Origin of the sequence: Noviherbaspirillum pedocola, assembly GCF_016632335.1 — a bacterium.
In the GTDB taxonomy this organism is placed as follows: domain Bacteria; phylum Pseudomonadota; class Gammaproteobacteria; order Burkholderiales; family Burkholderiaceae_D; genus Noviherbaspirillum_A; species Noviherbaspirillum_A pedocola.
Genome location: NZ_JAEPBG010000012.1, coordinates 135,284 through 157,594, shown reverse-complemented (window position 1 = coordinate 157,594; position 22,311 = coordinate 135,284). Strand labels below are relative to the sequence as shown.

The following is a 22,311-nucleotide window of genomic DNA, read 5'->3' as shown; positions in this document are numbered from 1 at the left end:
GATTTGCGGCTCAGGACACCACGACCTGAGCTGCACCGGCAGCCATCTCGCCGATGACGCGGGCATGGCCAAAGCCTTCGCGCTCGAAAATCGCCAGCACCTCGTTCACCGCTTCCGGGGCGCAGGACACCAGCAGGCCGCCCGAGGTCTGCGGATCGGTCAGCAAAGCGCGCTCGACGTCCGAAATGGTTTCGGCCAGGCGCACCGCATCGCCGTAGCCGGCCCAGTTGCGGTTCGAAGCGCCGGTCACGTAGCCCTGCTGCGCCAGCTGCAGGACGTCCGGCAGCAGCGGAACATCCTGCATCGTCAGCCGCGCTTGAAGGCCCGCGCCGCGCGCAAGCTCCAGCGTGTGGCCAAGCAGGCCGAAGCCGGTGACGTCAGTCAGCGCATGCACGCCGGGAAGGGCGGACAACAGCCGGCCGGGCTTGTTGAGCCTGGTGGTGTTTTCGATCATCGCGGCATAGCCGCGCTCGTCCAGCGCATTCTTCTTCAGTGCCGCCGACAGCACGCCTACGCCCAGCGGCTTGCCGAGGATGAGCTTGTCGCCGGCGCGGGCGTCGGCATTGCGCTTGATGCGGTCCGGATGCACCAGTCCCATCACCACCAGGCCATAGATCGGCTCGACCGAATCGATCGTATGTCCGCCGGCGATTGGAATGCCGGCTTCGGCGCAAACGGATTCGCCGCCGCGCAGGATCTTGCCGATGGTCTCCAGCGGCAGCCGGTCGATCGGCATGCCCACCAGCGCCAGCGCCATGATCGGCGTGCCGCCCATCGCATAGACATCCGAAATGGCATTCGTTGCGGCGATGCGGCCGAAGTCGAACGGGTCGTCGACGATGGGCATGAAGAAATCGGTGGTCGCGATCAGCGCCTGCTCATCGTTGAGCTTGTAGACCGCGGCGTCGTCGGCGGTCTCGATGCCGACCAGCAGCTGCTCGGGGATCGGAAAGCCGCCGGAGGTCTTCAGGATTTCGGCCAGCACGCCGGGTGCGATCTTGCAGCCGCAGCCGCCGCCATGGGAAAAGGAGGTGAGCTTGATCGGTTCGTTCGGATTCATCATGGGTTCCTGTGAGAGAGCAGCGCATTATCCACCAGCGCGAGCAGCGATGCTTGCTCGTGTTCCGGTGCGAACAGCGGCGCGCGTGCAGCACATTGTTCGCATAGCAGCCGATAGAAATCCGTATCTCCCGCTGCGCGATCGATGAGCGCGGCAAGAGATGCAGCATCGCCAACCGGGAAGTAGCCGGCATAGTCCTCGCCGAGCATGCCGCGGTTGCCGGAAACATCGCTGGCCACCACCGGCACGCCCGATGTCACCGCTTCGATCAGCACATTCGCGCCGCCTTCCATCAGCGAGGGCAGCGCCAGCAGGTGGCTGCGCCGCAATTGTTCGCGTGCATCGTCGTGCGGCAATTCGCCCAGCCAGGCATAGGCGGGACAGCGCTGTGCCGTGTCCTGCGCTGCCGCCTCGAGTTCGGGCTGCAGCGCGCGGCCAATCTGCAGAAAGCGCAGCGCGGGCGCACTGGCAAGGGCCGCAGCGCGCATGAAGGTCAATGGATCCTTTTCCTGCCGAAGATGGCCGATCATCACCACCGAAAACGGACTTCCCACTGCCGGCATCGCACGCGGCAGCGCCGGCGCGGACTGGTAGATGACATGGGCGCGCGGCAGCAATGCGCGCGGCAGTTCGGCCAGCCCTGCCGGCTGCAGCAGCACGAGGCGCGCGGCGGCGTGCAGTGCGCGCTGTGCCAGGGTATCGCTGTGAATGTCGTGGTAAAGGTCGGTGCCGGTGAGCGCCAGAATCGCCGGCCGGCCGGTTGTGGCAAAGGCCAGCAGCGCGCTCGCCGAGCGGCGCGCATGCAGCGCGATCATGGCGTCCGGTGGCGTACTTGCGGCAAGCCAATTGATAGCAATGTCGACGTGATATCGTTCGGACAGAAATCCCGCCCAACGCTGCGCGGTGCGCCAGTTGCCATTGTTCGCCTGCACCGTCGCCGGGCTGATGATGAGGATGTTCGCCTTGTTCAAATCGATTCGCCGTTCGCTCGCCCGATGATGACTGATTCCTTCCGAAGCGCCACGCCAGGCGAATTGGCTGGCGCCCTGCAGAACGCCAGGGATTATACGCTGGCGCTTTTTGACTGCTTTGCGGCCGTCGGGCTGGATGCTCCAGTGCGTGTGCCGCCGCTGGACATCATCAATCCGCCGCTGTGGGAGCTCGGCCATATCGCCTGGTTCGCCGAGTGGTACATCCTGCGCGAAGCGGAATCGAGCGCGCCCGGTTCGGCGAAGACCCATTCGCTGCTGACCAAGGGCGACGACTGGTTCGACTCCAATACCGTGCCGCACGCCATGCGCTGGAAGCTCGATCTGCCTTCGACCGGCGCGCTGAAAACCTATTGCCACGAAGTGCTGGACCGGGCGCTGGACAAGCTGGCCAAGACCAATGGCGACGATGCGTCGCTCTATCCCTACCGCCTCGCGCTGGCCCACGAAGACATGCACGCGGAAGCCTTCTTCGCCACGCTGCAGACGCTGGGCGTGGCGCTGCCGCCGACGCTGGGTGGCAATACGATCCGGACCTGGGCACAGGGAGAAATCCGTTTTCCCGGCGGCACGCTGCAGATGGGCAGCGCGCCGGGCAAGGGCTTCATTTTCGACAATGAGAAATGGGCGCACCCGGTGTATGTGCCGCCGTTTTCCATGGATTCGACGCTGGTGACGAATGCGCAGTATGCGGAATTCATCGCCGACGGCGGCTATGAGCGGCCGCAGTTCTGGAGCAAAGCCGGCCGCGCCTGGCTGATGACGCAGGAGCAGTCCGCGCCGCGCGACTGGGAACGCTACAACGAGAACTGGCGCTGCGTGCGTTTCGGTCGGCCGATGCTGCTGGCGCAGCAGGAGCCGGTGCGGCATGTGAGTTTGTATGAAGCGCAGGCGTACTGCATGTGGGCGCAGCGCCGCCTGCCGACCGAAGCGGAATGGGAATATGCGGCGGTGTCCGGGCATCCGGCGCTGCGCTGGGGCGATCTCTGGGAGTGGACCTGCTCGCCTTTTGAGCCGTATCCCGGCTTTGAAGCCGATGCCTACCGTGAATATTCCGCGCCATGGTTCCATACGCACCAGGCGGTGCGCGGCGCTTCCTTCGTGACGCGGGCACGCATGCGTTCGCCGAAATACCGGAATTTCTATCGGCCGGAACGCAATGATCTGATGCTCGGTTTTCGCACCTGCGCATTGTAAAGTGAGCATGCGAAAAATTTAACTTTCGACCGCTTGCCTCTGGTATCACGGCGTTCTATGCTTGCAAAAAAATCAACAAATAATCGTCAAGCAAACGGGAGGAGACCATGGCAATGCAAAGCGACATATCCGTGCGCAATGAAGCCGTTGCGCAATCCGTCCACAATCACGATTTCAGGTTCGCACTACCTGCAATCGTGATTTCTCTTTGGGGGCTGATCCTCGGTGTGGCAGCCTATTTTCTGACCGGCGTCGGGGGGTGAGGCTCCGGCATGGTTTGAAGCAGAAAGTGAAAAAGCCGTTCCAGTAACTGGAACGGCTTTTTTATTGGGCTTGCCGGCGATGCCGGCCATGGCCATGCTCAAGGTTTAGCGATTAGCGATCGCCATAGGAACGGCGCTGACCTTCGCTGCGCTGGCCGCCCTTGTAGCCGCCGCCCTCTTCACGGCGCGGTGCGCCCGGCTTGGCGAAGCTGCGCTGGCCCGGCTTGCGACCACGCGTGTCGCCCGGTTTCCAGCCGGCCGGCTTGCTCGGACGCGGCGCGGTGCGCTTCGGCTCGAAGCCTTCGACAATATCCACCGGGATGATTTGCTTGGTGAAGCGCTCGATGCGCTTCACATTCATGCTCTCGCTGTGATTGACCAGCGAGATCGCCAGGCCATTGCGTCCGGCACGACCGGTGCGGCCGATGCGGTGCACATAGTCTTCCGGAAACTTCGGCAGATCGTAGTTCACCACGTGGGTAATAGTCGGCACGTCGATGCCGCGTGCGGCGACGTCGGTGGCTACCAGCACCCGCACCTGGCCACGGCGCACGCTTTCCAGCGTGCGGTTGCGCGCGCCCTGGTGCATGTCGCCATGCAGCGCGGCGGCGGCGAAGCCGGCGATGTTCAGGCGGTCGGCGATGGTGTCAGCGTCACGCTTGGTCGCGGTAAACACCACGGCCTGGTCGATGCTGGTGTCGCGCAGCAGATGGTCCAGCAGACGATTCTTGTGCGACAGGTCGTCGACGAAATGCACGCGCTGCTGGATGTTTTCATGCCGGTTGCTCGAACTGGCAATCTGGATGGTCAGCGGATCGCGGGTAATACGGCGCGCCATGTTGCCGACGACGCCGTCGAGCGTTGCCGAGAACAGCATGGTCTGACGGGTTTCCGGCGTGGCTTCCACGATCTTCTCGATGTCGTCGATGAAGCCCATGTCGAGCATGCGGTCGGCTTCGTCGAGCACCAGCATTTGCAGCTCGGAGAAATTGATCTTGCCCGATTCCATGTGGTCGATCAGGCGGCCCGGCGTGGCGACCAGGATTTCCGGGTTCTTCGCCAGCAGCTGCATCTGTTTCGGATACGGCATACCGCCCAGGATGGACACGGTGCGCACGCGGCGCATGTGGGCGCCGTATTTGTCGGTGGCAGTGGTGACCTGCAGCGCGAGTTCACGCGTCGGGGTCAGCACCAGCACCTTCGGCTGGGCCGGCTTGAAACGCGGACGCTCGCCGCGGGAGCGCGCCGATTGCGCTTGCTGATTCGGGGTACGGGGAATGCCTGCCGGCTGTTCGACCGAGGCCAGCTTGTGCAGCGTGGGCAACATGAACGCGGCAGTCTTGCCGGAGCCGGTCTGCGAGGAAACCAGCAGGTCGCGGCCTTCCAGTGCGGCAGGGATGGACTGCTCCTGCACCGGGGTTGGGTTGGTATAGCCGGCCTCGGTGAGCGCTTTCAGAATGGACGCGTGCAAGCCTAGTGCTTCAAAAGTCATCAGGTTCTTTCGTTGAAGGAAGTCATGCGCAAAAGCCGGACGGCGATGTCGCCATCGAAACGTGCCATGCGCGGGAAATGCATCGCCAACCAAAAAAACAGCAGGAATACTCGAAAGAGGATTCGGCACAAAAGCTTTGCGCCGGGACGGTGTCTGAGAGCGACACCAGGGGCGGAGGGCTTTATTGTCGGTAAGGGTAAGCGGTGCGACGAAATGCGTGGATTACTGCAACGCACAAACCGCAGTGTATCTGCTCGGGCAGTGATTTGTCCAGTGCTTTTTCACTGTATTTTCAAGGATTTGCCGCTGCCCGAGCGGTAGGATTCAATGCAATGCTTATTCGGCAATGCCGCCGACGACATGCGAGAAGCCGCCGTCGACATAGGTGATTTCGCCGGTGATGCCGCCGGCCAGATCGGACAGCAGGAAGGCGGCGGCGTTGCCGACGTCCTCGATCGTCACGTTGCGGCGCAGCGGCGCATGCTCCTTCACAAAGTTCAGGATCTTGCCGAAGTCCTTGATGCCGGACGCGGCCAGGGTCTTGATCGGGCCGGCGGAAATGCCGTTGACACGCACCCCGCGTCCGCCCAGCGATTCGGCGAGATAGCGCACCGACGCTTCCAGCGATGCCTTGGCCAGGCCCATGGTGTTGTAGTTGGGCAGGGCGCGCATGGAACCGAGGTAAGACAGGGTCAGCAGCGCCGCGTGGTCCGACAGCATCGGCAGTGCGGCCTTGGCCATGGCCGGGAAGCTGTACGCCGAGATGTCGTGCGCGATGCGGAAGTTCTCGCGCGTCATGCCGTCGAGGAAGTCGCCGGCGATCGCTTCGCGCGGTGCGAAGCCGATTGCGTGCACCAGGCCGTCGAGCCGTTCCCAGGACTTGCCGAGGTCGGCGAACACCGCATTGATCTGCTCATCGCTGCCGACGTCGCAATCGAATACCAGCTTGCTGTCGAATTCCTGCGCAAATTCGGTGATGCGATCGCGGAAGCGGTCGCCGACATAGGTAAATGCCAGTTCCGCGCCTTCCCGCTTGCAGGCCTGGGCAATGCCGTAGGCGATGGACCGGTTGGACAGCAGACCGGTGATCAGGATTTTTTTGCCTTGCAGGAAAGCCATGGGAACTCCGGGAGAGGGGGTTGCGATGCGGCGCGGACAGCCGGTTTTTGAAACCGCAAGATTGTAGGGACTGCTTGAACGCAGGGCAAGCCTTGCGGATTCCGGCAACGGTGCGCAAGGCTTGTCGGCATTCGCGACGCGCCTGAAACAGTTGTGGTCTTCTGTACAATAGCCCGCACTCGCGGCAGCGCCGTTGCGGCGCACACCTTCATCCCAGGAGCGAAACGACAGGCGCATGGCAAAACTTCCGGCATTCCTTTTCCTGGCCGCCATCTTTTGCGGCAACGATGCGCTGGCCGCGCATGCGTTCGCGCTGTACGACTCGCCCAAGTACCCGGCCGGCTTCACCCATTTCGACTACGTGAATCCCGATGCGCCCCGGGGCGGCGAGCTGTACCTGGCCAATCCCGACCGCCGCACCAGCTTCGACAAGTTCAACCCGTATTCGCTCAAGGGCGTGGCCGCCGCCGGCATCAGCGAGCTGATGTTCGAGACGCTCGCCACCGGTTCCGCCGACGAAAGCGCCAGCATGTACGGCCTGCTTGCCGAGGACATGGAAGTCGCGCCGGACCGCCGCTCCATCGTATTCCGCCTCAACCCCAGGGCTCGTTTCAACAATGGCGACCCGGTGCTGGCCGCCGATGTCAAATTCTCCTTCGACACCCTGATCGCCAAGGGCGCGCCGCAATTCAAGTCCATCTTCGCCGAGGTCAAGCAATGCGCAGTCGTTGACGAGCGTACCGTGCGCTTCGACTTCCGCTCCAATAACCGCGAGCTGCCGCTGATCGTCGGCGGCGTGCCGGTGTTCTCGCGCAAGTGGGGTGCGAAGACGACGTTCGACAAGATCGGCCTGGAAGCGCCGATTTCCAGCGGCCCTTACCTGATCGACCGCTACGACGTCGGCCGCTCGATCAGCTACCGGCGCAATCCAGATTACTGGGGAAAGGATGTGCCCGCGCGGCGCGGCATGTTCAACTTCGAGCGCATCCTGTATCGCCTGTACAAGGACGACACCGCCAAGCTCGAGGCCTTCAAGGCCGGGGAATTCGATGTGACGGTGGAATACAGCGCGAAGAACTGGACGCGCGCTTACAACGGACCGAAGTTCCGCAGCGGGGAAATCATCAAGCGCGAGTTTCCGCATTCGAATGTCGCCGGCATGCAGGCCTTCGTGATGAACCTGCGGCGCGCGCAATTCCAGGACATTCGCGTCAGACAGGCGCTCGGCCTGGCGCTGGACTTCGAATGGATGGACCGCCAGCTGTTCTACAACCAGTACAAGCGCATCAATTCCTTCTTCACCAACAGCGAACTGGCCGCGACCGGCACGCCGAGCGAAGACGAGCTGAAGCTGCTCGAGCCGATGCGCGACAAGCTCGATTCCGCGGTGTTCGGGCCAGTTCCGGTGCCGCCGAGCACGAATCCGCCATCGTCGCTGCGCGCCAATCTGCGCCAGGCGCGGGAATTGCTGCGCCAGGCCGGGTGGGAATACCGTGACGGCGCGCTGCGCAATGCGAAGGGGCAGCCGCTGGTGTTCGAAGTCATCGACGACCAGTCGGCGATGTCGCGCATCATCAGCGTCTACATCCGCAACCTGCAGAAGCTCGGCATCCAGGTGAGCCAGCGCAGCGCGGACTTCGCGCTGCTGCAAAAACGCATGGAGGAATTCGATTTCGACATGACCTCGCAGCGTTTCGGCGCCAGCAACAGCCCTGGCAGCGAGCTGCTCGACATGTTCAGCTCGAAGGCAGCCGACGAACCGGGTTCGAACAATGTCTGGGGACTGAAGGATCCGGCGGTGGACAAGCTGCTCGATGCGCTGTTGACGGCCAATACCCGCCGCGAACTGATAGCGGCTGCCAGGGCGCTGGACCGGGTGCTGCTGAACAAATACATCGTGGTGCCGCACTGGTATTCGTCGACGCACCGTGTGTCCTATCGCAACCGCTTCGGCATGCCGCAACAGCTGCCGCTGTATTACCAGGCCGAGTCGTACGTGGTGTCGATGTGGTGGCAGCAGAAGCCGAGATGAGGAACTAAGCATGAATATCTGGGCATACATCTTCAAACGCGTGCTGCTGATGATTCCCACGCTCTTGGGCGTGGTCGCCATCACCTTCGCCGTGATCCAGTTCGTGCCGGGAGGTCCGGTGGAGCAGGCAATCATGGAATTGCGCAAGGGCGCGGCAACCGGCGGCGGTGAAGCCAGCGGCGGCGGCGCGTCGCAATACCGGGGCCGTCAGGGCATCGACCCGGAACGCGTCAAGGAAATCCAGGCGCTGTACGGCTTCGACAAGCCACCGCTGGCGCGCTTCTGGCAGATGCTGAAGGGCTTCGCCCGCTTCGACCTCGGCCAGAGCTTCTATCACCACATGGATGTCTGGCAACTGGTGAAGTCCAAGCTGCCGGTGTCGATCTCGATCGGCCTGTGGACCTTCTTCATCACCTACCTGATCTCGGTGCCGCTGGGCATTGCCAAGGCGGTGCGCGAAGGCAGCCGCTTCGACGCCGTCACGAGCATGCTGGTGCTGATCGGCTATTCGATTCCCGGTTTCGTGCTCGGCGTGCTGCTGCTGGTGCTGTTCGGCGGCGGCAGCTTCCTGCAATGGTTCCCGCTGCGCGGCCTGACCTCGGACGACTGGGACACGCTGTCCGTCGGCGGCAAGATCCTCGATTACCTGTGGCACATCACGCTGCCGGTGACGGCCTCGGTCGCCGGTTCCTTCGCGGTGATGACGATGCTGACCAAGAATACCTTCCTCGAAGAGATCCGCAAGCAGTATGTGCTGACCGCACGCGCCAAGGGCCTGGACGAGCGGCGGGTGCTGTACAAGCATGTGTTCCGCAATGCGCTGATCCCGCTGGTGACCGGTTTCCCGGCAGCCTTCATCGGCGCCTTCTTCGCCGGCAGCCTCTTGATCGAGACGCTGTTCTCGCTCGATGGCCTCGGCCTGTTGTCCTATGAATCGGTGATACGGCGCGACTACCCGGTGGTGATGGGCACGCTGTATCTGTTCACCCTGATCGGCCTTGTGGTGAAGTTGCTCGGCGACCTGTGCTACGTCTGGGCCGATCCGCGGGTGCAATTCGAGAGCCTGTCGCGATGAGCCCGCAATCGATATCGCCGAACCGCCGCATCTGGCTGCGCTTCCGGCAGAGCCGCCGCGGCTACTGGAGCCTGGTGATTTTCCTGGTGCTGTTCGGACTCTCGCTGTGCGCCGAACTGCTGTCCAACGACAAGCCGCTGGTGGCGCGCTACGACGGCCGGCTGATCTTTCCGATCGTGTCGACCTACTCCGAAAAGGAGTTCGGCGGCGACTTCGATACACCGGCCGATTACCTCGATCCCTTCATCCGCGACCAGTTCGGCAAGCCCGGCAACTGGGCGGTCTATCCGCCGAACCACTATCGCTATGACACGCTGAACTATTTCGCGAAGTCGCCGAACCCGGCGCCGCCCTCGAGCGAGAACTGGCTGGGCACCGATGACCGCGGACGCGACGTGGTGGCGCGCCTGCTGTACGGCTTCCGGGTGTCGATCCTGTTCGGCATCGCGCTGACCATCATCGGCGTGATCCTGGGCGTGGCCACCGGCGCGGTGCAGGGCTATTTCGCCGGACGCACCGACCTCCTGTTCCAGCGCTTCATCGAGATCTGGGGCTCGATGCCGGAGCTGTACCTGCTGATCATCTTCTCTTCGATCTTCGATCCGAGCATCGGGCTGCTGCTGGTGCTGCTGTCGCTGTTCGGCTGGATGGGCCTGTCCGACTATGTGCGCGCCGATTTTCTGCGCAACCGCAACCTCGAATACGTGCAGGCAGCGCGCGCGCTGGGCCTGTCCAACGGGCAGATCATCTGGCGCCACGTATTGCCCAACAGCCTGACCACGGTGGTGACTTTCCTGCCGTTTCGCATGAGCGCCGCGATCCTCGCGCTGACCAGCCTGGACTTCCTCGGCCTGGGCGTGCCGCCGTCCACGCCCAGCCTCGGCGAGCTGCTGGCCCAGGGCAAGAACAATCTCGACGCCTGGTGGATCGCGCTGTCAACCTTTGCCGTGCTGGCGATCACGCTGCTGCTGTTGACCAATATCGGCGATGCCTTGCGCAATTCGCTGGATGTGCGGAGGAAGTCTTGAGGCGGGCTTGTGCTCGCATGTGGAGCTGAATGCTGATGGATCATCAGATAGGAGGAAGTGTTGTGCTGAAACAGCAAACAACAGGGAGCGCATCCATGCCTGTCATTTCGATGTTTTACGGGATCATCATCCGCATGTATTTGCTCGACAACAGGCAGCATGCCCTGCCGCATATCCATGCGAGGTACGCGGAATTCGAGGCTTCCATCAGCATTGCGGATGCCGAAGTTCTTTCTGGTGACCTGCCGCGCAAACAGTTTCGTCTGGTGCAGGCATGGATTGAGCTGCATCGTGATGAGTTGATGGCCGATTGGGAGCTTGCGGTCAACGGGGAAAATCCCTACAAAATCGCTCCGTTGTGAGAGGTCGTTATGTACTGGGACGTGAAGTTCGTCAAACCCCTGCCTGACTTTCGGATCTACGTGGAAATCGCTGATGGACGCAAGGGAATATTCGATCTGAAGCCATATCTCGATCACGGTGTCTTTCGCGAACTGCGCAATCCGCAGTACTTCGCGCAAGTCGGCATCGTTCTTGGTGCAGTGACTTGGCCCAATGAACAGGACATTGCTCCCGAAATGCTTTTGCATGGAATGATCCCCATTGAAACGGCGGCAGGCGATGCGTTGGCGGCGGATAGAAACGCAGGGTCGTCCCTGCGTCGCACGGGTTGAGGTTTTATGAGCCTGCTCGATGTCCAACACCTCCGCGTCGCCTTCGGCGACACCACCGTCGTCGACGACGTCAGCTTTTCCATCGCGCCCGGCGAGAAGTTCGCGCTGGTCGGCGAATCCGGGTCCGGCAAGACCGTCACCGCGCTGTCGGTGCTGCGCCTGAACGGCGATGCGCGTTACGGCGGACGCATCCTGTTCGAAGGCGACGATATCCTGCAGCGGCCCGAAGCCAAGCTGCGCCGGCTGCGCGGCAAGGATGTGGCGATGATCTTCCAGGAGCCGATGACAGCCCTGAATCCGCTGTTCACCATCGGCAACCAGATCGCCGAGGTGCTGACGCTGCATGAAGGCCTGTCAGCCAGGCAGGCGGCGCAGCGCGCGGTGGAGCTGCTGGAGAAGACCGGCATTCCGGAGCCGGCGCGGCGCGCGCTGGCGTATCCGCATCAGCTCTCCGGCGGCCAACGCCAGCGCGCGATGATCGCGATGGCGCTGGCCTGCCGGCCAAAATTGCTGATCGCCGACGAGCCGACCACGGCGCTGGACGTGACGATACAGGTGCAGATCCTGGAGTTGCTCAACGACTTGCAGCGCCAGGAAAACATGGCGGTGCTGATGATCAGCCATGACCTGAACCTGGTGCGCCATTTCGCCGATCGTGTCGGCGTGATGGAGGGAGGCCGCCTGGTTGAAGCCGCGCCGACGGCCGAGCTCTTCGCCAATCCGCGCGAGCCTTACACCAAGAAGCTGCTTGCCAGTCATCCGCAGCGCATGGTGGCGCCGGTGTCGTCCGGAGGCGCGCCGCTGCTTGAAGCCAACAAGGTGCGCTGCATCTTCGATATTCCGCAGGGCTGGTTCAGGAAACGCGAATTCGTCGCCGTCGATGATGTCAGCGTGGCGCTTGCGCCCGGCGAAACCCTGGGCATCGTCGGCGAATCCGGCAGCGGCAAGTCCACGCTCGGCATGGCGCTGCTGCGGCTGTCGGCGGCGCGCGTTGCCGGCGACATCGCTTTTCGCGGCCAGCGCATCAGCGCGATGACTAGCGCGCACCTGCGGCCCTTGCGCGCGCAGATGCAGGTGGTGTTCCAGGATCCGTATGCGTCGCTGTCGCCACGTCGCACGATTGCACAGATCGTCTCCGAAGGCCTGGCGCTGCACCAGCCGCAATGGAATGCGCATCAACTGCGGCAGGCCGTGGCCGACAGCCTCGAAGAAGTCGGGCTCTCAGCGGCGATGATGGACCGCTATCCGCATGAGTTCTCCGGCGGCCAGCGCCAGCGCATTGCGATCGCCAGGGTGCTGGTGCTGAAACCGGCGCTGGTGCTGCTGGACGAGCCGACGTCTGCGCTCGATGTGTCGGTGCAGATGCAGGTGCTGGCGCTGCTGTCGGAGCTGCAGCGCCGCCATGGCATGGCTTACCTGTTCATCAGCCATGACCTCGCGGTGATCCGCGCGATGGCGCACCGGGTGCTGGTGATGAAGGATGGGCAGGTGGTGGAGCAGGGCGATGCGCAAACGCTGCTGTCGTCGCCGTCACATCCCTATACCCGGCGACTGCTGGCCGCGTCGACTTACAGCGCCGTTGCGGCGCATGCCTGAGCGCGCTGCGCTTGCAAGCTTGTAGGGTGGGCGCAAGCCCACGCGGTGGTTGAACAACGCGTGGGCTTGCGCCCACCCTACGAATTCAACCAGACGCGCTAACGCTGCCCGAGCGTGGTCTCGCCGAACAGATTGCGATATTGCCTTGGCTGCGAACGCCAGTACTGCGGCGGCGCATCCACCTGGCCGCCGAGATCGGCTGCCGCATGCCAGGGCCAGCGCGGGTCGTAGAGCATCGCCCGCGCCAGCGCGACCATGTCGGCCTGGCCGCTGGCAATCACGGTTTCCGCCTGTTCCGGCTCGGTGATCAGGCCCACGCCTATGGTCGGCATGCCGCATTCCTGGCGGATGCGCGCCGAAAAGGCCAATTGATAGCCCGGCCCGACCGGTATCTTCTGCTGCGGCGACAGGCCGCCGCTGGAGACATGGATGAAATGGCAGCCGCGTCGCGCCAGTTCCTCTCCCAAGCTCACGCATTCCTCGATATCCCAGCCGCCTTCGACCCAGTCGGTTGCCGACACCCGCACGCCGACCGTCATCGACACCGGCACCGCGGCGCGCACCGCATCAAAGACCTCGAGCGGAAAGCGCATGCGGTTCTCGAGCGAGCCGCCGTAACGGTCGGTACGCCGGTTCGACAGCGGCGACAGGAATTGATGCAGCAGATAGCCATGCGCGGCGTGAATCTCGATACCGTCCAGGCCCAGAGCCTGCGCGCGACGGGCAGCGGCAACGAAGGCATCGCGCACGCGTACAAGTCCCGCATCATCCAGGGCGATCGGCGCCGGCTCATCCGCGCCATGCGGCAGCGGCGACGGCGCCACGGTATGCCAGCCGCCTTCCTCCGGCGGAATCAGCGCGCCGCCTTCCCACGGGGCGCAACTGGACGCCTTGCGGCCGGCGTGGCCGAGCTGAACCATCACCGGTATCTCGGAGTACGCGCGGATGGCCTGCAGCACCCGGCCGAGCGCCGCTTCGTTCTCATCGGAATACAATCCGAGATCGCCGGGCGTGATGCGGCCGATGTCTTCCACCGCGGTGGCCTCGATGATCAGCACGCCGGCGCCAGACAGCGCCAGATGGCCGAGATGGATCATGTGCCAGTCGGTGGCATTGCCGTTTTCCGCCGAGTACTGGCACATCGGCGCGATCGCGATACGGTTCCTGACCTGCAGCGGGCCAAGGGAATAGGGAGAGAACAGCTGGCTCATCGGAGGGCTCCTTGCAAAACGAAGGGCCATTGTCGCAGCGCGCGCCTTGACCTGCCTGCGCGGCGGCCCAGAGCCTTGGGAGTGCTCAATGCGCGCTGCGACGCACCCGGTGCCGGATGTCGTCAGCCACCGGCACGGTTGCCAGCAGCGCCAGCAAGGCCGCCAGCGGCAGCGCCGAGATGAAGCCGATGTGCTTGAAGCCGAGCGCACCGACCACGCCGCCGGTGAAGAACAGTGTCACCAGCAGCGACAGAATCCGCAGCTTCGGCCGGTTCGCCAGTACCGGTGGCGTAGCGTCGTGCCGGCTCGCGTTCCAGTAGAACAGCTTGCCGAGTTCGATGCCGATGTCGGTGACCATGCCGGTCAGGTGTGTGGTGCGTATCTCGGCGCGCGAGAGCTTGGTGATCATCGCGTTCTGCAAGCCCATCATGAAGCACAGCAAAGATACGGTGAGCGGAACGAACAGCCATTCATGCTGGCCGAGATGCTGGCCGAGCAGGCCGAAGCAGACCAGCAGCAGCGCCTCCAGCAGCAGCGGAAACGCATATTCGCTGCGCAGCTGCTGCCTGCGTGCCCAATTGATCAGCATTGCCGAACAGGCCGCGCCGAGGAGAAAGGACAGCAGCGCGCCCGCGCCTTCGAGGATCAGTTTGAAATCGCCGAGTGCGGCATTGTCGGCCATCGAAGAGACGATGCCGCTCATGTGCGAGGTGTATTGGCGCACTGCCAGGAAACCGCCGGCATTGACGGCGCCGGCGATGAAAGCGAGAAAGCCGGCGAGATGGCGATTGCTGCGGTCGCTGCGCTCGCGGTCGGCCAGGGCGCGCAGATAGCTGATGGGCATGAATGTCCTCCTCTGCGCACAATGTTACCGAGTCCCAGCGCAAGCGGACAGGAAAGCAGTCGCGGAATGAAAAAAGCGGCGGGTATCGGCCGCCGCTTTGGAACGAGCAAGGCGAAGCTGTCAGCGGATCCGATGACGCGATGCCGACGCCCTGACCACCGGATGAGACGTAGCCTTGACCGCCACCACGTGCGCTGCGCGGACCGAATGGATGCTGCGGCCCGGCGCCGCATGCACCAGGCGCATCCCGTTCGGCACATGCAACGTCAGCGTCTGGCCACGCGACACGGCGTCGCGCGACAGATTGTTCCAGGACTTGACCTGGGCCACGGTGACGCCATTGCGCGCGGCAATCGAAGCGATGCTGTCATGGCGACCAACCTTCACGCTGATCTTGCGCGTGGGCGGCAGATCCGGCTCCATCGCCAGCTTGGCGCGGTCGGCCACTTCCGGCGCGATGTCCTTTTCCTCGTCCTCGGTCTTGGGCACCAGGATGGTCGAGCCGGCTTTCAGCACCATGCGCGGCGGAATATGGTTGACCTCGCGGATGACTTCCGGCGTGGTGCGGAAACGCGCGGCGATGACTTCGATGCGTTCGCGCGCCGAGGTCACGGTGTGCGCGGTCCAGGAAGACAGCGCCTGCTTCCATTTCGCGAGATTGGACTTGAACTTCTCCGCATTGCTCTTCGGCAGCAGGATTTGCGTATCCGGACTGCCGACGATCACCGGCCGGTTGAACTGCGGATTCAGCGCCTTGAATTCCTCCATCGGCAGTTCCGCCAGCTTGGCCGCGACCTGCACATCGATGTCCTTGGTCTTGCGGATGGTGACGAAATAGGGCTGGTTGTCGATGTGCGGCAGCGCGATACCGTATTGCGCCGGCGTGGCAATGATGTTCTTCACCGCCTGCAGCTTCGGCACATAGTTGCGGGTTTCATTCGGCATGTAGGCCGACAGCGTATTGAAGTCAGTCGGCTGCCCGGCCGCGGTGGCCTTGGCAATCGCCCGCTGCACCGAGCCTTCGCCCCAGTTGTAGGCGGCCAGCGCCAGCTGCCAGTCGCCGAACATCGCATACAGCTTTTCCAGGTAATTCAACGCGGCGTCGGTGGAAGCCAGCACATCGCGGCGCTCGTCCTGGAACATGTTCTGTTTCAGGTTGAAGTCGCGGCCGGTGGACGGAATGAATTGCCACATGCCGGCAGCCTTGGCCGTCGACAGCGCTTCCGGGTTGAAGGCCGACTCGATGAAGGGCAGCAGCGCCAGTTCGGTCGGCATGTTGCGCTTTTCCAGTTCCTGCACCACATGGAACAGATAGCGCGACGCGCGGTTGGTGACCCGGTCGATATAGTCCGGGCGCGAGCTGTACCAGGTGGTTTGCACCTGCACCAGCGGATTGTCGAGATCGGGAATCGCAAAGCCCTTGCGGATGCGGGACCAGACATCCACTTCTTCCATGGACATGACCTGCATCAGCGGGTCGTTCGGGTCCAGGGGCTGGCTGGCGAGATAGGAAAAGATGGAAATATCGTTGGCGTATGCCGTGAGCGAGGTGCCCAGCGACAGAAGCGCTGCGCAGACTAAGGTCTTGATCGGTTTTCGATGCATGGGATCACTGTCTTATTTTTAATCGGCCCGAATGGCCGTAACCGCGGACGATGCCTGAACCGCGATGGCGGCATGCCATCGAAGCGCGCACGCAGCCATGCATGCATGCGCACACATAAAGCAACTACGTCCCGGCAAGGTCGGGACGTAGTTGCTTTATGGAATAACGGTTCGGCGCCTGAACTTCTTTAGCGGTAGGAATTTTTCCATTCTCGCAGTGCCGCGAACGCTGGAATTGATTCCCTGACCGGCAAACGACCAACACTTGTCAGCCGGTCCAAAATGCGGGGCTCAGTGTAACGCAAAAAAGGATTGGTCAACTTTTCCAATCCGATAAAACTCGGCAGTGTTGGCAGATTTTGATCGCGTTTTCGCTGCTCTTCGGCAATTCTTGCCGAAAGTTTCACGTTTTCCGGCTCGACTTCGTGGGCGAATTTCAGATTTGACATCGTGTATTCATGCGCACAATACACGGCGGTGTCGTCTGGCAGCGCCGCGAGTTTGCCCAGCGATGTGGTCATCTGCGCCGGGCTGCCTTCGAACAATCGGCCGCAACCGCCAGCGAACAGGGTGTCGCCGCAAAACAGCCAGCGACGATCCGGTTCATGATAGGCAATGTGGTCCAGCGTATGTCCGGGCACTTCCAGCACCGACAACTTCACGCCGAGTTCGGGCAGTTCCACGGTGTCGCCTTCGGATACCGGCTGTGTGATGCCGGCGATGCGGCTGTTTTTCGGGCCGAACACCGGAACCTGATACTGTGCGAGCAAGTCCGGAACACCGCCGACGTGGTCGGCATGATGATGGGTGAGTAGAATGGCAACGAGTTTCAGCCCGCGGTTTTTCAGAGTTTCGATCACCGGAGCGGCATCGCCCGGATCGACTACGGCGGCGTGGGTTTCATCATGAATCAGCCAGAGATAGTTGTCGGCAAAGGCCGGAATGGCGAGCACGCCCGGAGAATGCGATAGCGACATGGGTTATGAAACATTCGTCAACTGAAAAACCGATTATAGCCCTGCGCTCCTGGTTGCAGACGCCGGCCGGCGCCTATGTGCGCCAATGGGAAGAGGCGCGGCTGTCGCTGCTGACGGCCGACATCTTCGGTTTCAACGCAGTGCAGATCGGCCTGCCGGAAATCGACGGTCTGGCCGCCTCGCGCATGCCGCACCGCTGGATCGTCGACACCCGCGTGCCGCAGGACCGCAAGCTGCAGGCAGTCGTGGTCGGCGATTACGGCGAACTGCCTTTCGCCACGCAAAGCCTGGATCTGGTGCTGCTGCCGCACGTGCTCGAATTCGCACACGAGCCGCACCAGGTGCTGCGCGAGGTCGAACGGGTGCTGATACCGGAAGGGCAGGTCATCATCTGCGGTTTCAATCCGGCCAGCATGTGGGGTGCGCGCCAGGCAGCGGCGCGGCTGCGCAGAAAGGCTTTCTTGCCGCAGAGCGGCGAGTTCATCAGCGTGCCACGGTTGAAGGATTGGCTGAAGCTGTTGAACATGGAAGTGCATCCGGGGCATTTCGGCGCGTATGCGCCGCCCTGCGACACCGAGCGCTGGCTGCAGCGCTTCGAATTCATGGAGCGGATGGGACGGCGCTGGTGGCCATATCTGGGCGGAATCTATATAGTGCAGGCCATCAAGAGGGTGAAGGGCATGCGGCTGATCGGGCCGGCCTGGAACCGCAAAAAGGCCACCGCCCGGCAGGGCGTTCCGGTCACGAACAAGCAAACCAATCACAAATCCCATGGATAAGGTAGATAAGGTAGAAATCTTTACCGACGGCGCCTGCAAGGGCAATCCCGGCCCGGGCGGCTGGGGCGCCTGGCTCAAGGCCGGCGAGCATGAGAAGGAAATCTTCGGCGGCGAGCGCAACACCACCAACAACCGGATGGAGCTGATGGCGGTCATCGAAGCGCTGGCCGCGCTGACCCGGCCGTGCGAAGTCGTGCTGCACACCGACAGCCAGTATGTGCAGAAAGGCATCAGCGAATGGATACACGGCTGGAAGGCGCGCGGCTGGAAAACCGCGGCCAAGGAGCCAGTCAAGAATGCCGACCTGTGGCAGGCGCTCGATGCCGCGCAGGCCCGCCACAAGGTCGAGTGGCGCTGGGTGCGCGGCCACGCCGGCCATGTCGGCAATGAGCGCGCCGACCAGCTCGCGAACCGTGGCTGCGCCTCGGTGAAGTAAGCAGCACGCCGCTCATCAACCGTTTTCCAGAATCACTATGCGTCAAATCGTACTCGACACCGAAACCACCGGCCTGAATGCCCGCTCGGGCGATCGCATCATCGAAATCGGCTGCGTGGAACTCGTCAACCGCCGGCTGACCGGCAGAAACCTGCATTTCTACATCAACCCGGAACGCGATTCGGAAGAAGGCGCGCTGGCAGTGCACGGATTGACCACCGAATTCCTGTCCGACAAGCCGAAGTTCGCCGAGATCAGCAGCGAATTGCTGGATTACCTCACCGGCGCCGAAATCATCATCCACAACGCGCCGTTTGATATCGGCTTCCTGGATGCCGAATTCGAACGGCTCGGCTTGCCGCGCTTTGAAAAGCATGTCTCCGGCGTGCTTGATACCCTGGTACAGGCGAAATCCATGTATCCGGGCAAGCGCAATTCGCTGGACGCGCTGTGCGACCGCTACGGCATCTCGAATTCGCACCGGGTGCTGCACGGCGCGCTACTGGATGCGGAACTGCTGGCCGAAGTCTATCTGGCGATGACCCGCGGTCAGAACAGCCTGACGATCGACCTTGAGGTCGAGGCGTCGACGACAAGCAGCGATGCCGGCCTGGGCTCCGTGGCACTGGCCGATATTGTGGTGCTCGCCGCGCAGCCTGATGAAATCGACGCGCACGAAAAACTGATGGATGGCCTCGATAAAGAGGTCAAAGGCAGCTCCATCTGGCGCCAAGTTGCCGCGCAGATTGCAAATTGATTTCGGTGCGAATGCTGTGATATAGTTCGCGCCTGCCTGGGGAGGTTAGCTCAGGGGTAGAGCGATCGCCTCACACGCGATAGGTCGCTGGTTCGAAACCAGCACTTCCCACCAGAATTCGAAGCCGGTTGCAACATGTTTGCAGCCGGCTTTTTCTTTTCCCCGTCGCCGCTTCGTCCTTATTCGGCCCGCAGGCGCGTCGGACGGCGGAAGCTGCACAGCAGGCGGTCAGCGTCGCCGAGCGCAATGCGCGCCTTGCCGCGAATTTCCCGCTCCACGCCCAGATCCCGCTGCTTGCGGCTGCCGATGGCACAGGCCAGCAACTGTTGTGCCTTGCCGGTATAGATCATCCCCATTCCGCTCAAGAAATACGATTTCATGTACGCCTCCCAAGACGATGACAAATTGTTATCTGTTGCTCATCGTAAAGCGCGAAAGGCGGTAGGGATATAGGAAAAGCGGAGTTGTTTTTGTAGGAAAAGTGGAAATCTGATGCCGAGATGAAAGCGTGTGCCAGCCGGATCAGTATTCCCGGAACTGCCGCGCGACAAACTCCAGCAGCGCATCCGCATCTACTGGTTTGACCAAGTGATAGTCGAAGCCAGCTTCCCGCGCGCGCGCCTTGTCGCGTGCACGCCCGTAGCTGGTAACGGCTGCCAGAATCAGCTTGCGCTCGCCCGCGGCTTCGCGCAGGTGCGGCGCAAGCGCATAACCATCCATGCCGGGCAAACCGATGTCCGACAGAACTAGATGCGGCTGGAAGCTTGCGGCGATTGCCAGGCCGGACTCGGCATCTTCTGCGGTACGGATGTCGTAATCCATCAACTCGAGCAGGGCGCCCATGGAATCAATGGCATCGCGATTGTCATCGATCAGGAGAATGCGAAACGCGCGGTGCTCGATAAAGCCACCGTGCCGCGCAACCGGTTCGGAATGGATTGCCTCTGCCGATGATGGAACATCGACAGTGACAGAGTAAGCATTCGAAATGGATGATTGCACGGTGGTCCTTGCCGTAACCGGTCATATAGTTTCAACAAGGAAATTCTTTTGCCGTGTGCTAACGATGTTGCCGTCATTTCTGCTATGCCGCCTCAAAAAAAGCGAGCTTGTGCCATAGCACCTGCGCCAGACTGCGAATAGCAGTTCACACGCAAGGCGAACCAACTTACCGACAAGAATTTCCCATTACGATGGAAAATAGCAGTTGCACCGAACGACGCGAAATCGGACGAAATCTGAAACCCGTGTAGGAAAACAGGAGTTCGTTACACGCTTGTTTCGGGACAAGGGAGAGGGGCGAGGGCTGCGGGCATGATTGTGCTATCGACATTTCTCATCTACATCCATGATGGACCATTCCAGCGCAGCCAATCTGGAGCCGATACGCATCGGCATGGCGGGCTGGAGCCTGCCAACGACCCTGCAGCCACGCTTTCCCGGCGCCGGCACGCATCTGCAACGTTACGCCGCAGTGTTGCCGGCAGTGGAAATCAACTCTTCGTTTTATCGGCCGCATCTGCCCGCGACCTATGCGCGCTGGCGCGACAGCGTTCCTGCCGATTTCCGTTTTTCGGTCAAGTTGCCACGGGAGATTACGCATTTCCGGCGCTTGAAAGACATCGAAGCGCCGCTGGAAAGCTTCCTCAACGAGGTGCTGCATCTGGGCGACCGGCTGGGTTGTGTGCTGGTACAAATGCCGCCGAGCCTCGTGTTTGACCCCGACGCCGCTGCCAATTTGTTCGGCCGCCTGCGCGTAGGCTTGCCGGAAGGTATCGGCCTGGCCTGCGAAGCAAGGCACCGCAGCTGGTTTGGGGAGGAGGCGGCCGCTCTACTGGGCGAAGAACGGGTGGCGCGGGTGATTGCCGATCCGCCAGTAGTCAGCGAGATGGCGCCTGTCATTTACCGCGATTTGCTGTACATCCGCCTGCACGGTTCACCGGAGATTTACCACTCGAACTATGCCGACGATTACCTGCAAAAGCTGGCGCCGCGTTTGCTGCATCACCAGCAACGCGGCAGACGGGTCTGGTGCATTTTTGACAATACCGCCAGCGGCGCGGCGCTGCCGAACGCGCTGGCGACGCTGGAGCGGGTGCAGCGCGAAAGCGACGTCGATCAGCGTGGCGGCGGCGCCGGTGGTGCGCCCGGAGGCGGTGGCGGCGGCATGCTTTTCGAAGACGATGGCGCCGTGTAAGACGGCGTTGTATAGGATTCGATCATGTAGCCTCCCGGCGACGGAATACGATGCCCTTGCGCATACATGCATTGCAGATAGGCATAGTCATAACGCCGCTGCACGCCATAGCCGGAAGCCTGGCCTGCGCCCGTGCCGGCCAGGCCGCCGACGGCAAGCCCGGTGCCCGCGCCGACCGCCGCGCCGTGGCCGCCATTGGCCGCAGCGCCGACCGCTGCGCCGAGCAGCGTGCCCACGGCGGCGCTGGTCACGCCGCTTTCCTGCATCGCCGTGGTCGGCGTGGCGCCGCCGAGTTGTGACTGCGCATAGCCGCGGCACTGGTAATCGTCATTGCGGAATTGGTCGAAGCTCTTGCCGGTGCCGGGCAGCACCATCACATTCGGACCGCTGGGCATTGTAGTGCACGCGGCCAGCGTCAGCAGGGCGAGGCCGGGCACGAGTCTGGTCAGGATAGTCATGGCGCTTGTCATCGGTTGGCGGGCGTGGCCGGGACTTGCTGCCACGGCGTCGGGCAGCTCGGCACTTGTGGATAGTAAGCCTGCGCATCCGGGCACCAGTACCAGTATCCGGAAGGCGCCGGCGCGGGATTGCGTTCGATGTACACCGTTGGCGGCCGCTCCACTACCACCGTCTGCGGATAGTAATAAACGGGCGCCGGATAGTAGAACGGGCTTGCCAGCGGCACGCCGAAATACACGCCGACGTGCCCGTGTCCGTGTCCATGCGCCCAGGCGCTTGAAGTGCCGGCCGCAGCGGCAAGCAAGGCACCGAACAAAAGCCATTTGCCGGGTTTCACAATGTGCTCCAGTTGTTCAGGGATGCGAAGAATAGCGGAATGAAGAAAATTGGTTCTACAGATGCGGTGTTCATTCTGAGCGCATTCGGTGTGCAGAGTGAACAGTATGACCACATTGCAGTGTAGGACGCTTTATCCGGCCCGAGCGAATTGTTACCTCCCGATACAAAGCTGACGCAAGTCT

At 62.4% G+C, this 22,311-nt stretch carries 23 protein-coding genes, 1 tRNA gene and 1 pseudogene; 13 read left to right on the top strand and 12 right to left on the bottom strand.

Features of this window, described 5'->3' with window-relative positions:
* Nucleotides 1-10: 10 nt before the first annotated feature.
* Both selD and senB read right to left on the bottom strand, forming a co-directional pair.
* On the bottom strand, nt 11-1,063 hold the full coding sequence (selD, locus tag JJB74_RS23250; RefSeq protein ID WP_234484785.1) for a selenide, water dikinase SelD: 1,053 nt from the start codon (nt 1,061-1,063) through the stop codon (nt 11-13).
* The gene (senB, locus tag JJB74_RS23245) at nt 1,060-2,031 is read right to left on the bottom strand and encodes a selenoneine biosynthesis selenosugar synthase SenB (protein WP_200595909.1); all 972 of its coding nucleotides are present in this window, start codon (nt 2,029-2,031) and stop codon (nt 1,060-1,062) included. The genes selD and senB overlap by 4 nt, the downstream gene beginning before the upstream one ends.
* A 27-nt stretch (nt 2,032-2,058) precedes the next feature.
* Between senB and senA the strand changes: the two genes are divergently transcribed.
* Together senA and JJB74_RS23235 are read left to right on the top strand one after the other, a co-directional pair.
* Nucleotides 2,059-3,246, top strand: coding sequence for a selenoneine synthase SenA (gene senA, locus JJB74_RS23240; RefSeq protein WP_200595959.1), 1,188 nt, complete (start codon nt 2,059-2,061; stop codon nt 3,244-3,246).
* A gap of 113 nt (nt 3,247-3,359) precedes the next feature.
* Nucleotides 3,360-3,509, top strand: coding sequence for a hypothetical protein (locus JJB74_RS23235; protein WP_200595907.1), 150 nt, complete (start codon nt 3,360-3,362; stop codon nt 3,507-3,509).
* 112 nt (nt 3,510-3,621) lie between these two features.
* Here the strand turns inward: JJB74_RS23235 and JJB74_RS23230 are convergent, their stop codons facing one another.
* Together JJB74_RS23230 and fabI are read right to left on the bottom strand one after the other, a co-directional pair.
* Nucleotides 3,622-5,001, bottom strand: coding sequence for a DEAD/DEAH box helicase (locus tag JJB74_RS23230; protein ID WP_200595906.1), 1,380 nt, complete (start codon nt 4,999-5,001; stop codon nt 3,622-3,624).
* 336 nt (nt 5,002-5,337) lie between these two features.
* A complete protein-coding gene (fabI, locus tag JJB74_RS23225) occupies nt 5,338-6,120 on the bottom strand; it encodes an enoyl-ACP reductase FabI (protein WP_200595904.1) in 783 nt (260 codons plus the stop codon).
* A 235-nt stretch (nt 6,121-6,355) separates the two neighbouring features.
* Here fabI and JJB74_RS23220 point away from each other — a divergent pair, with 235 nt between their 5' ends.
* Genes JJB74_RS23220 through JJB74_RS23195 form a run of 6 tightly spaced genes read left to right on the top strand, consistent with a single transcriptional unit; the run spans nt 6,356 to nt 12,525 of the window.
* Nucleotides 6,356-8,152 carry an extracellular solute-binding protein gene (locus JJB74_RS23220; RefSeq protein WP_200595902.1) on the top strand — a complete coding sequence of 599 codons (1,797 nt, stop codon included), beginning with the start codon at nt 6,356-6,358 and terminating at the stop codon, nt 8,150-8,152.
* A 10-nt stretch (nt 8,153-8,162) separates the two neighbouring features.
* Nucleotides 8,163-9,227, top strand: coding sequence for a microcin C ABC transporter permease YejB (locus JJB74_RS23215; protein ID WP_200595900.1), 1,065 nt, complete (start codon nt 8,163-8,165; stop codon nt 9,225-9,227).
* The gene (locus tag JJB74_RS23210; RefSeq protein ID WP_200595899.1) at nt 9,224-10,255 is read left to right on the top strand and encodes an ABC transporter permease; all 1,032 of its coding nucleotides are present in this window, start codon (nt 9,224-9,226) and stop codon (nt 10,253-10,255) included. Before JJB74_RS23215 ends, JJB74_RS23210 begins: the two co-directional genes overlap by 4 nt.
* Nucleotides 10,256-10,284: 29 nt before the next feature.
* Nucleotides 10,285-10,617: a type II toxin-antitoxin system toxin DhiT gene (gene dhiT / locus JJB74_RS23205; RefSeq protein ID WP_234484784.1), complete on the top strand. Its 333-nt coding sequence runs from the start codon at nt 10,285-10,287 to the stop codon at nt 10,615-10,617.
* 9 nt (nt 10,618-10,626) lie between these two features.
* Entirely contained in the window at nt 10,627-10,929 is a 303-nt protein-coding gene (locus tag JJB74_RS23200; protein ID WP_200595897.1) for a DUF2442 domain-containing protein, read from the top strand.
* 6 nt (nt 10,930-10,935) lie between these two features.
* A complete protein-coding gene (locus JJB74_RS23195; protein WP_200595895.1) occupies nt 10,936-12,525 on the top strand; it encodes an ABC transporter ATP-binding protein in 1,590 nt (529 codons plus the stop codon).
* 98 nt (nt 12,526-12,623) lie between these two features.
* Here JJB74_RS23195 and JJB74_RS23190 read toward each other — a convergent pair whose 3' ends face one another.
* From JJB74_RS23190 to gloB, 4 genes and pseudogenes are all read right to left on the bottom strand, one after another.
* Nucleotides 12,624-13,736 carry an NADH:flavin oxidoreductase/NADH oxidase gene (locus tag JJB74_RS23190; protein ID WP_200595893.1) on the bottom strand — a complete coding sequence of 371 codons (1,113 nt, stop codon included), beginning with the start codon at nt 13,734-13,736 and terminating at the stop codon, nt 12,624-12,626.
* Nucleotides 13,737-13,833: 97 nt separating this feature from the next.
* A pseudogene (locus tag JJB74_RS23185) lies at nt 13,834-14,580 on the bottom strand (YoaK family protein); the annotation flags it as partial.
* Nucleotides 14,581-14,700: 120 nt separating this feature from the next.
* Complete coding sequence (locus JJB74_RS23180) at nt 14,701-16,185, bottom strand: transglycosylase SLT domain-containing protein (RefSeq protein ID WP_200595890.1); 1,485 nt, start codon at nt 16,183-16,185, stop codon at nt 14,701-14,703.
* Nucleotides 16,186-16,373: 188 nt separating this feature from the next.
* Nucleotides 16,374-17,162: a hydroxyacylglutathione hydrolase gene (gloB, locus tag JJB74_RS23175; RefSeq protein WP_200595888.1), complete on the bottom strand. Its 789-nt coding sequence runs from the start codon at nt 17,160-17,162 to the stop codon at nt 16,374-16,376.
* Nucleotides 17,163-17,167: 5 nt separating this feature from the next.
* Between gloB and JJB74_RS23170 the strand changes: the two genes are divergently transcribed.
* The 4 genes from JJB74_RS23170 (at nt 17,168) to JJB74_RS23155 (ending at nt 19,248) form a co-directional block, all read left to right on the top strand.
* Nucleotides 17,168-17,941 (top strand): class I SAM-dependent methyltransferase, encoded by a 774-nt coding sequence (locus tag JJB74_RS23170; protein WP_200595886.1) that lies wholly within the window; start codon nt 17,168-17,170, stop codon nt 17,939-17,941.
* Nucleotides 17,934-18,377, top strand: a complete 444-nt coding sequence (gene rnhA, locus JJB74_RS23165) for a ribonuclease HI (protein WP_200595884.1) — start codon at nt 17,934-17,936, stop codon at nt 18,375-18,377. The genes JJB74_RS23170 and rnhA overlap by 8 nt, the downstream gene beginning before the upstream one ends.
* 37 nt (nt 18,378-18,414) lie before the next feature.
* Complete coding sequence (gene dnaQ / locus JJB74_RS23160) at nt 18,415-19,134, top strand: DNA polymerase III subunit epsilon (protein WP_200595882.1); 720 nt, start codon at nt 18,415-18,417, stop codon at nt 19,132-19,134.
* A 39-nt stretch (nt 19,135-19,173) separates the two neighbouring features.
* Nucleotides 19,174-19,248: transfer RNA gene (locus JJB74_RS23155), tRNA-Val, on the top strand.
* 65 nt (nt 19,249-19,313) lie between these two features.
* On the opposite strand, the gene JJB74_RS23150 is transcribed toward JJB74_RS23155, so the two are convergent.
* Both JJB74_RS23150 and JJB74_RS33410 read right to left on the bottom strand, forming a co-directional pair.
* Nucleotides 19,314-19,484, bottom strand: coding sequence for a hypothetical protein (locus JJB74_RS23150; RefSeq protein WP_200595880.1), 171 nt, complete (start codon nt 19,482-19,484; stop codon nt 19,314-19,316).
* A 172-nt stretch (nt 19,485-19,656) separates the two neighbouring features.
* Complete coding sequence (locus tag JJB74_RS33410; protein WP_200595878.1) at nt 19,657-20,136, bottom strand: response regulator; 480 nt, start codon at nt 20,134-20,136, stop codon at nt 19,657-19,659.
* A gap of 346 nt (nt 20,137-20,482) precedes the next feature.
* Here JJB74_RS33410 and JJB74_RS23140 point away from each other — a divergent pair, with 346 nt between their 5' ends.
* Nucleotides 20,483-21,331, top strand: a complete 849-nt coding sequence (locus tag JJB74_RS23140) for a DUF72 domain-containing protein (protein WP_200595876.1) — start codon at nt 20,483-20,485, stop codon at nt 21,329-21,331.
* Here the strand turns inward: JJB74_RS23140 and JJB74_RS23135 are convergent.
* Nucleotides 21,253-21,789 (bottom strand): hypothetical protein, encoded by a 537-nt coding sequence (locus JJB74_RS23135; RefSeq protein ID WP_200595874.1) that lies wholly within the window; start codon nt 21,787-21,789, stop codon nt 21,253-21,255. The two genes, JJB74_RS23140 and JJB74_RS23135, sit on opposite strands and share 79 nt — an antisense overlap.
* 8 nt (nt 21,790-21,797) lie before the next feature.
* Nucleotides 21,798-22,127: a hypothetical protein gene (locus JJB74_RS23130; protein ID WP_200595873.1), complete on the bottom strand. Its 330-nt coding sequence runs from the start codon at nt 22,125-22,127 to the stop codon at nt 21,798-21,800.
* Nucleotides 22,128-22,311: the final 184 nt, after the last annotated feature.

Coding starts and splice junctions, on each gene's coding strand:
- selD (WP_234484785.1), bottom strand. CDS start 1,063: ATGATGAATCCGAACGAACCGATCAAGCTCACCTCCTTTTCCCATGGC.
- senA (WP_200595959.1), top strand. CDS start 2,059: ATGACTGATTCCTTCCGAAGCGCCACGCCAGGCGAATTGGCTGGCGCC.
- JJB74_RS23235 (WP_200595907.1), top strand. CDS start 3,360: ATGCAAAGCGACATATCCGTGCGCAATGAAGCCGTTGCGCAATCCGTC.
- JJB74_RS23230 (WP_200595906.1), bottom strand. CDS start 5,001: ATGACTTTTGAAGCACTAGGCTTGCACGCGTCCATTCTGAAAGCGCTC.
- fabI (WP_200595904.1), bottom strand. CDS start 6,120: ATGGCTTTCCTGCAAGGCAAAAAAATCCTGATCACCGGTCTGCTGTCC.
- JJB74_RS23220 (WP_200595902.1), top strand. CDS start 6,356: ATGGCAAAACTTCCGGCATTCCTTTTCCTGGCCGCCATCTTTTGCGGC.
- JJB74_RS23215 (WP_200595900.1), top strand. CDS start 8,163: ATGAATATCTGGGCATACATCTTCAAACGCGTGCTGCTGATGATTCCC.
- JJB74_RS23210 (WP_200595899.1), top strand. CDS start 9,224: ATGAGCCCGCAATCGATATCGCCGAACCGCCGCATCTGGCTGCGCTTC.
- dhiT (WP_234484784.1), top strand. CDS start 10,285: ATGCTGATGGATCATCAGATAGGAGGAAGTGTTGTGCTGAAACAGCAA.
- JJB74_RS23200 (WP_200595897.1), top strand. CDS start 10,627: ATGTACTGGGACGTGAAGTTCGTCAAACCCCTGCCTGACTTTCGGATC.
- JJB74_RS23195 (WP_200595895.1), top strand. CDS start 10,936: ATGAGCCTGCTCGATGTCCAACACCTCCGCGTCGCCTTCGGCGACACC.
- JJB74_RS23190 (WP_200595893.1), bottom strand. CDS start 13,736: ATGAGCCAGCTGTTCTCTCCCTATTCCCTTGGCCCGCTGCAGGTCAGG.
- JJB74_RS23180 (WP_200595890.1), bottom strand. CDS start 16,185: ATGCATCGAAAACCGATCAAGACCTTAGTCTGCGCAGCGCTTCTGTCG.
- gloB (WP_200595888.1), bottom strand. CDS start 17,162: ATGTCGCTATCGCATTCTCCGGGCGTGCTCGCCATTCCGGCCTTTGCC.
- JJB74_RS23170 (WP_200595886.1), top strand. CDS start 17,168: ATGAAACATTCGTCAACTGAAAAACCGATTATAGCCCTGCGCTCCTGG.
- rnhA (WP_200595884.1), top strand. CDS start 17,934: ATGGATAAGGTAGATAAGGTAGAAATCTTTACCGACGGCGCCTGCAAG.
- dnaQ (WP_200595882.1), top strand. CDS start 18,415: ATGCGTCAAATCGTACTCGACACCGAAACCACCGGCCTGAATGCCCGC.
- JJB74_RS23150 (WP_200595880.1), bottom strand. CDS start 19,484: ATGATCTATACCGGCAAGGCACAACAGTTGCTGGCCTGTGCCATCGGC.
- JJB74_RS23140 (WP_200595876.1), top strand. CDS start 20,483: ATGATGGACCATTCCAGCGCAGCCAATCTGGAGCCGATACGCATCGGC.
- JJB74_RS23135 (WP_200595874.1), bottom strand. CDS start 21,789: ATGACTATCCTGACCAGACTCGTGCCCGGCCTCGCCCTGCTGACGCTG.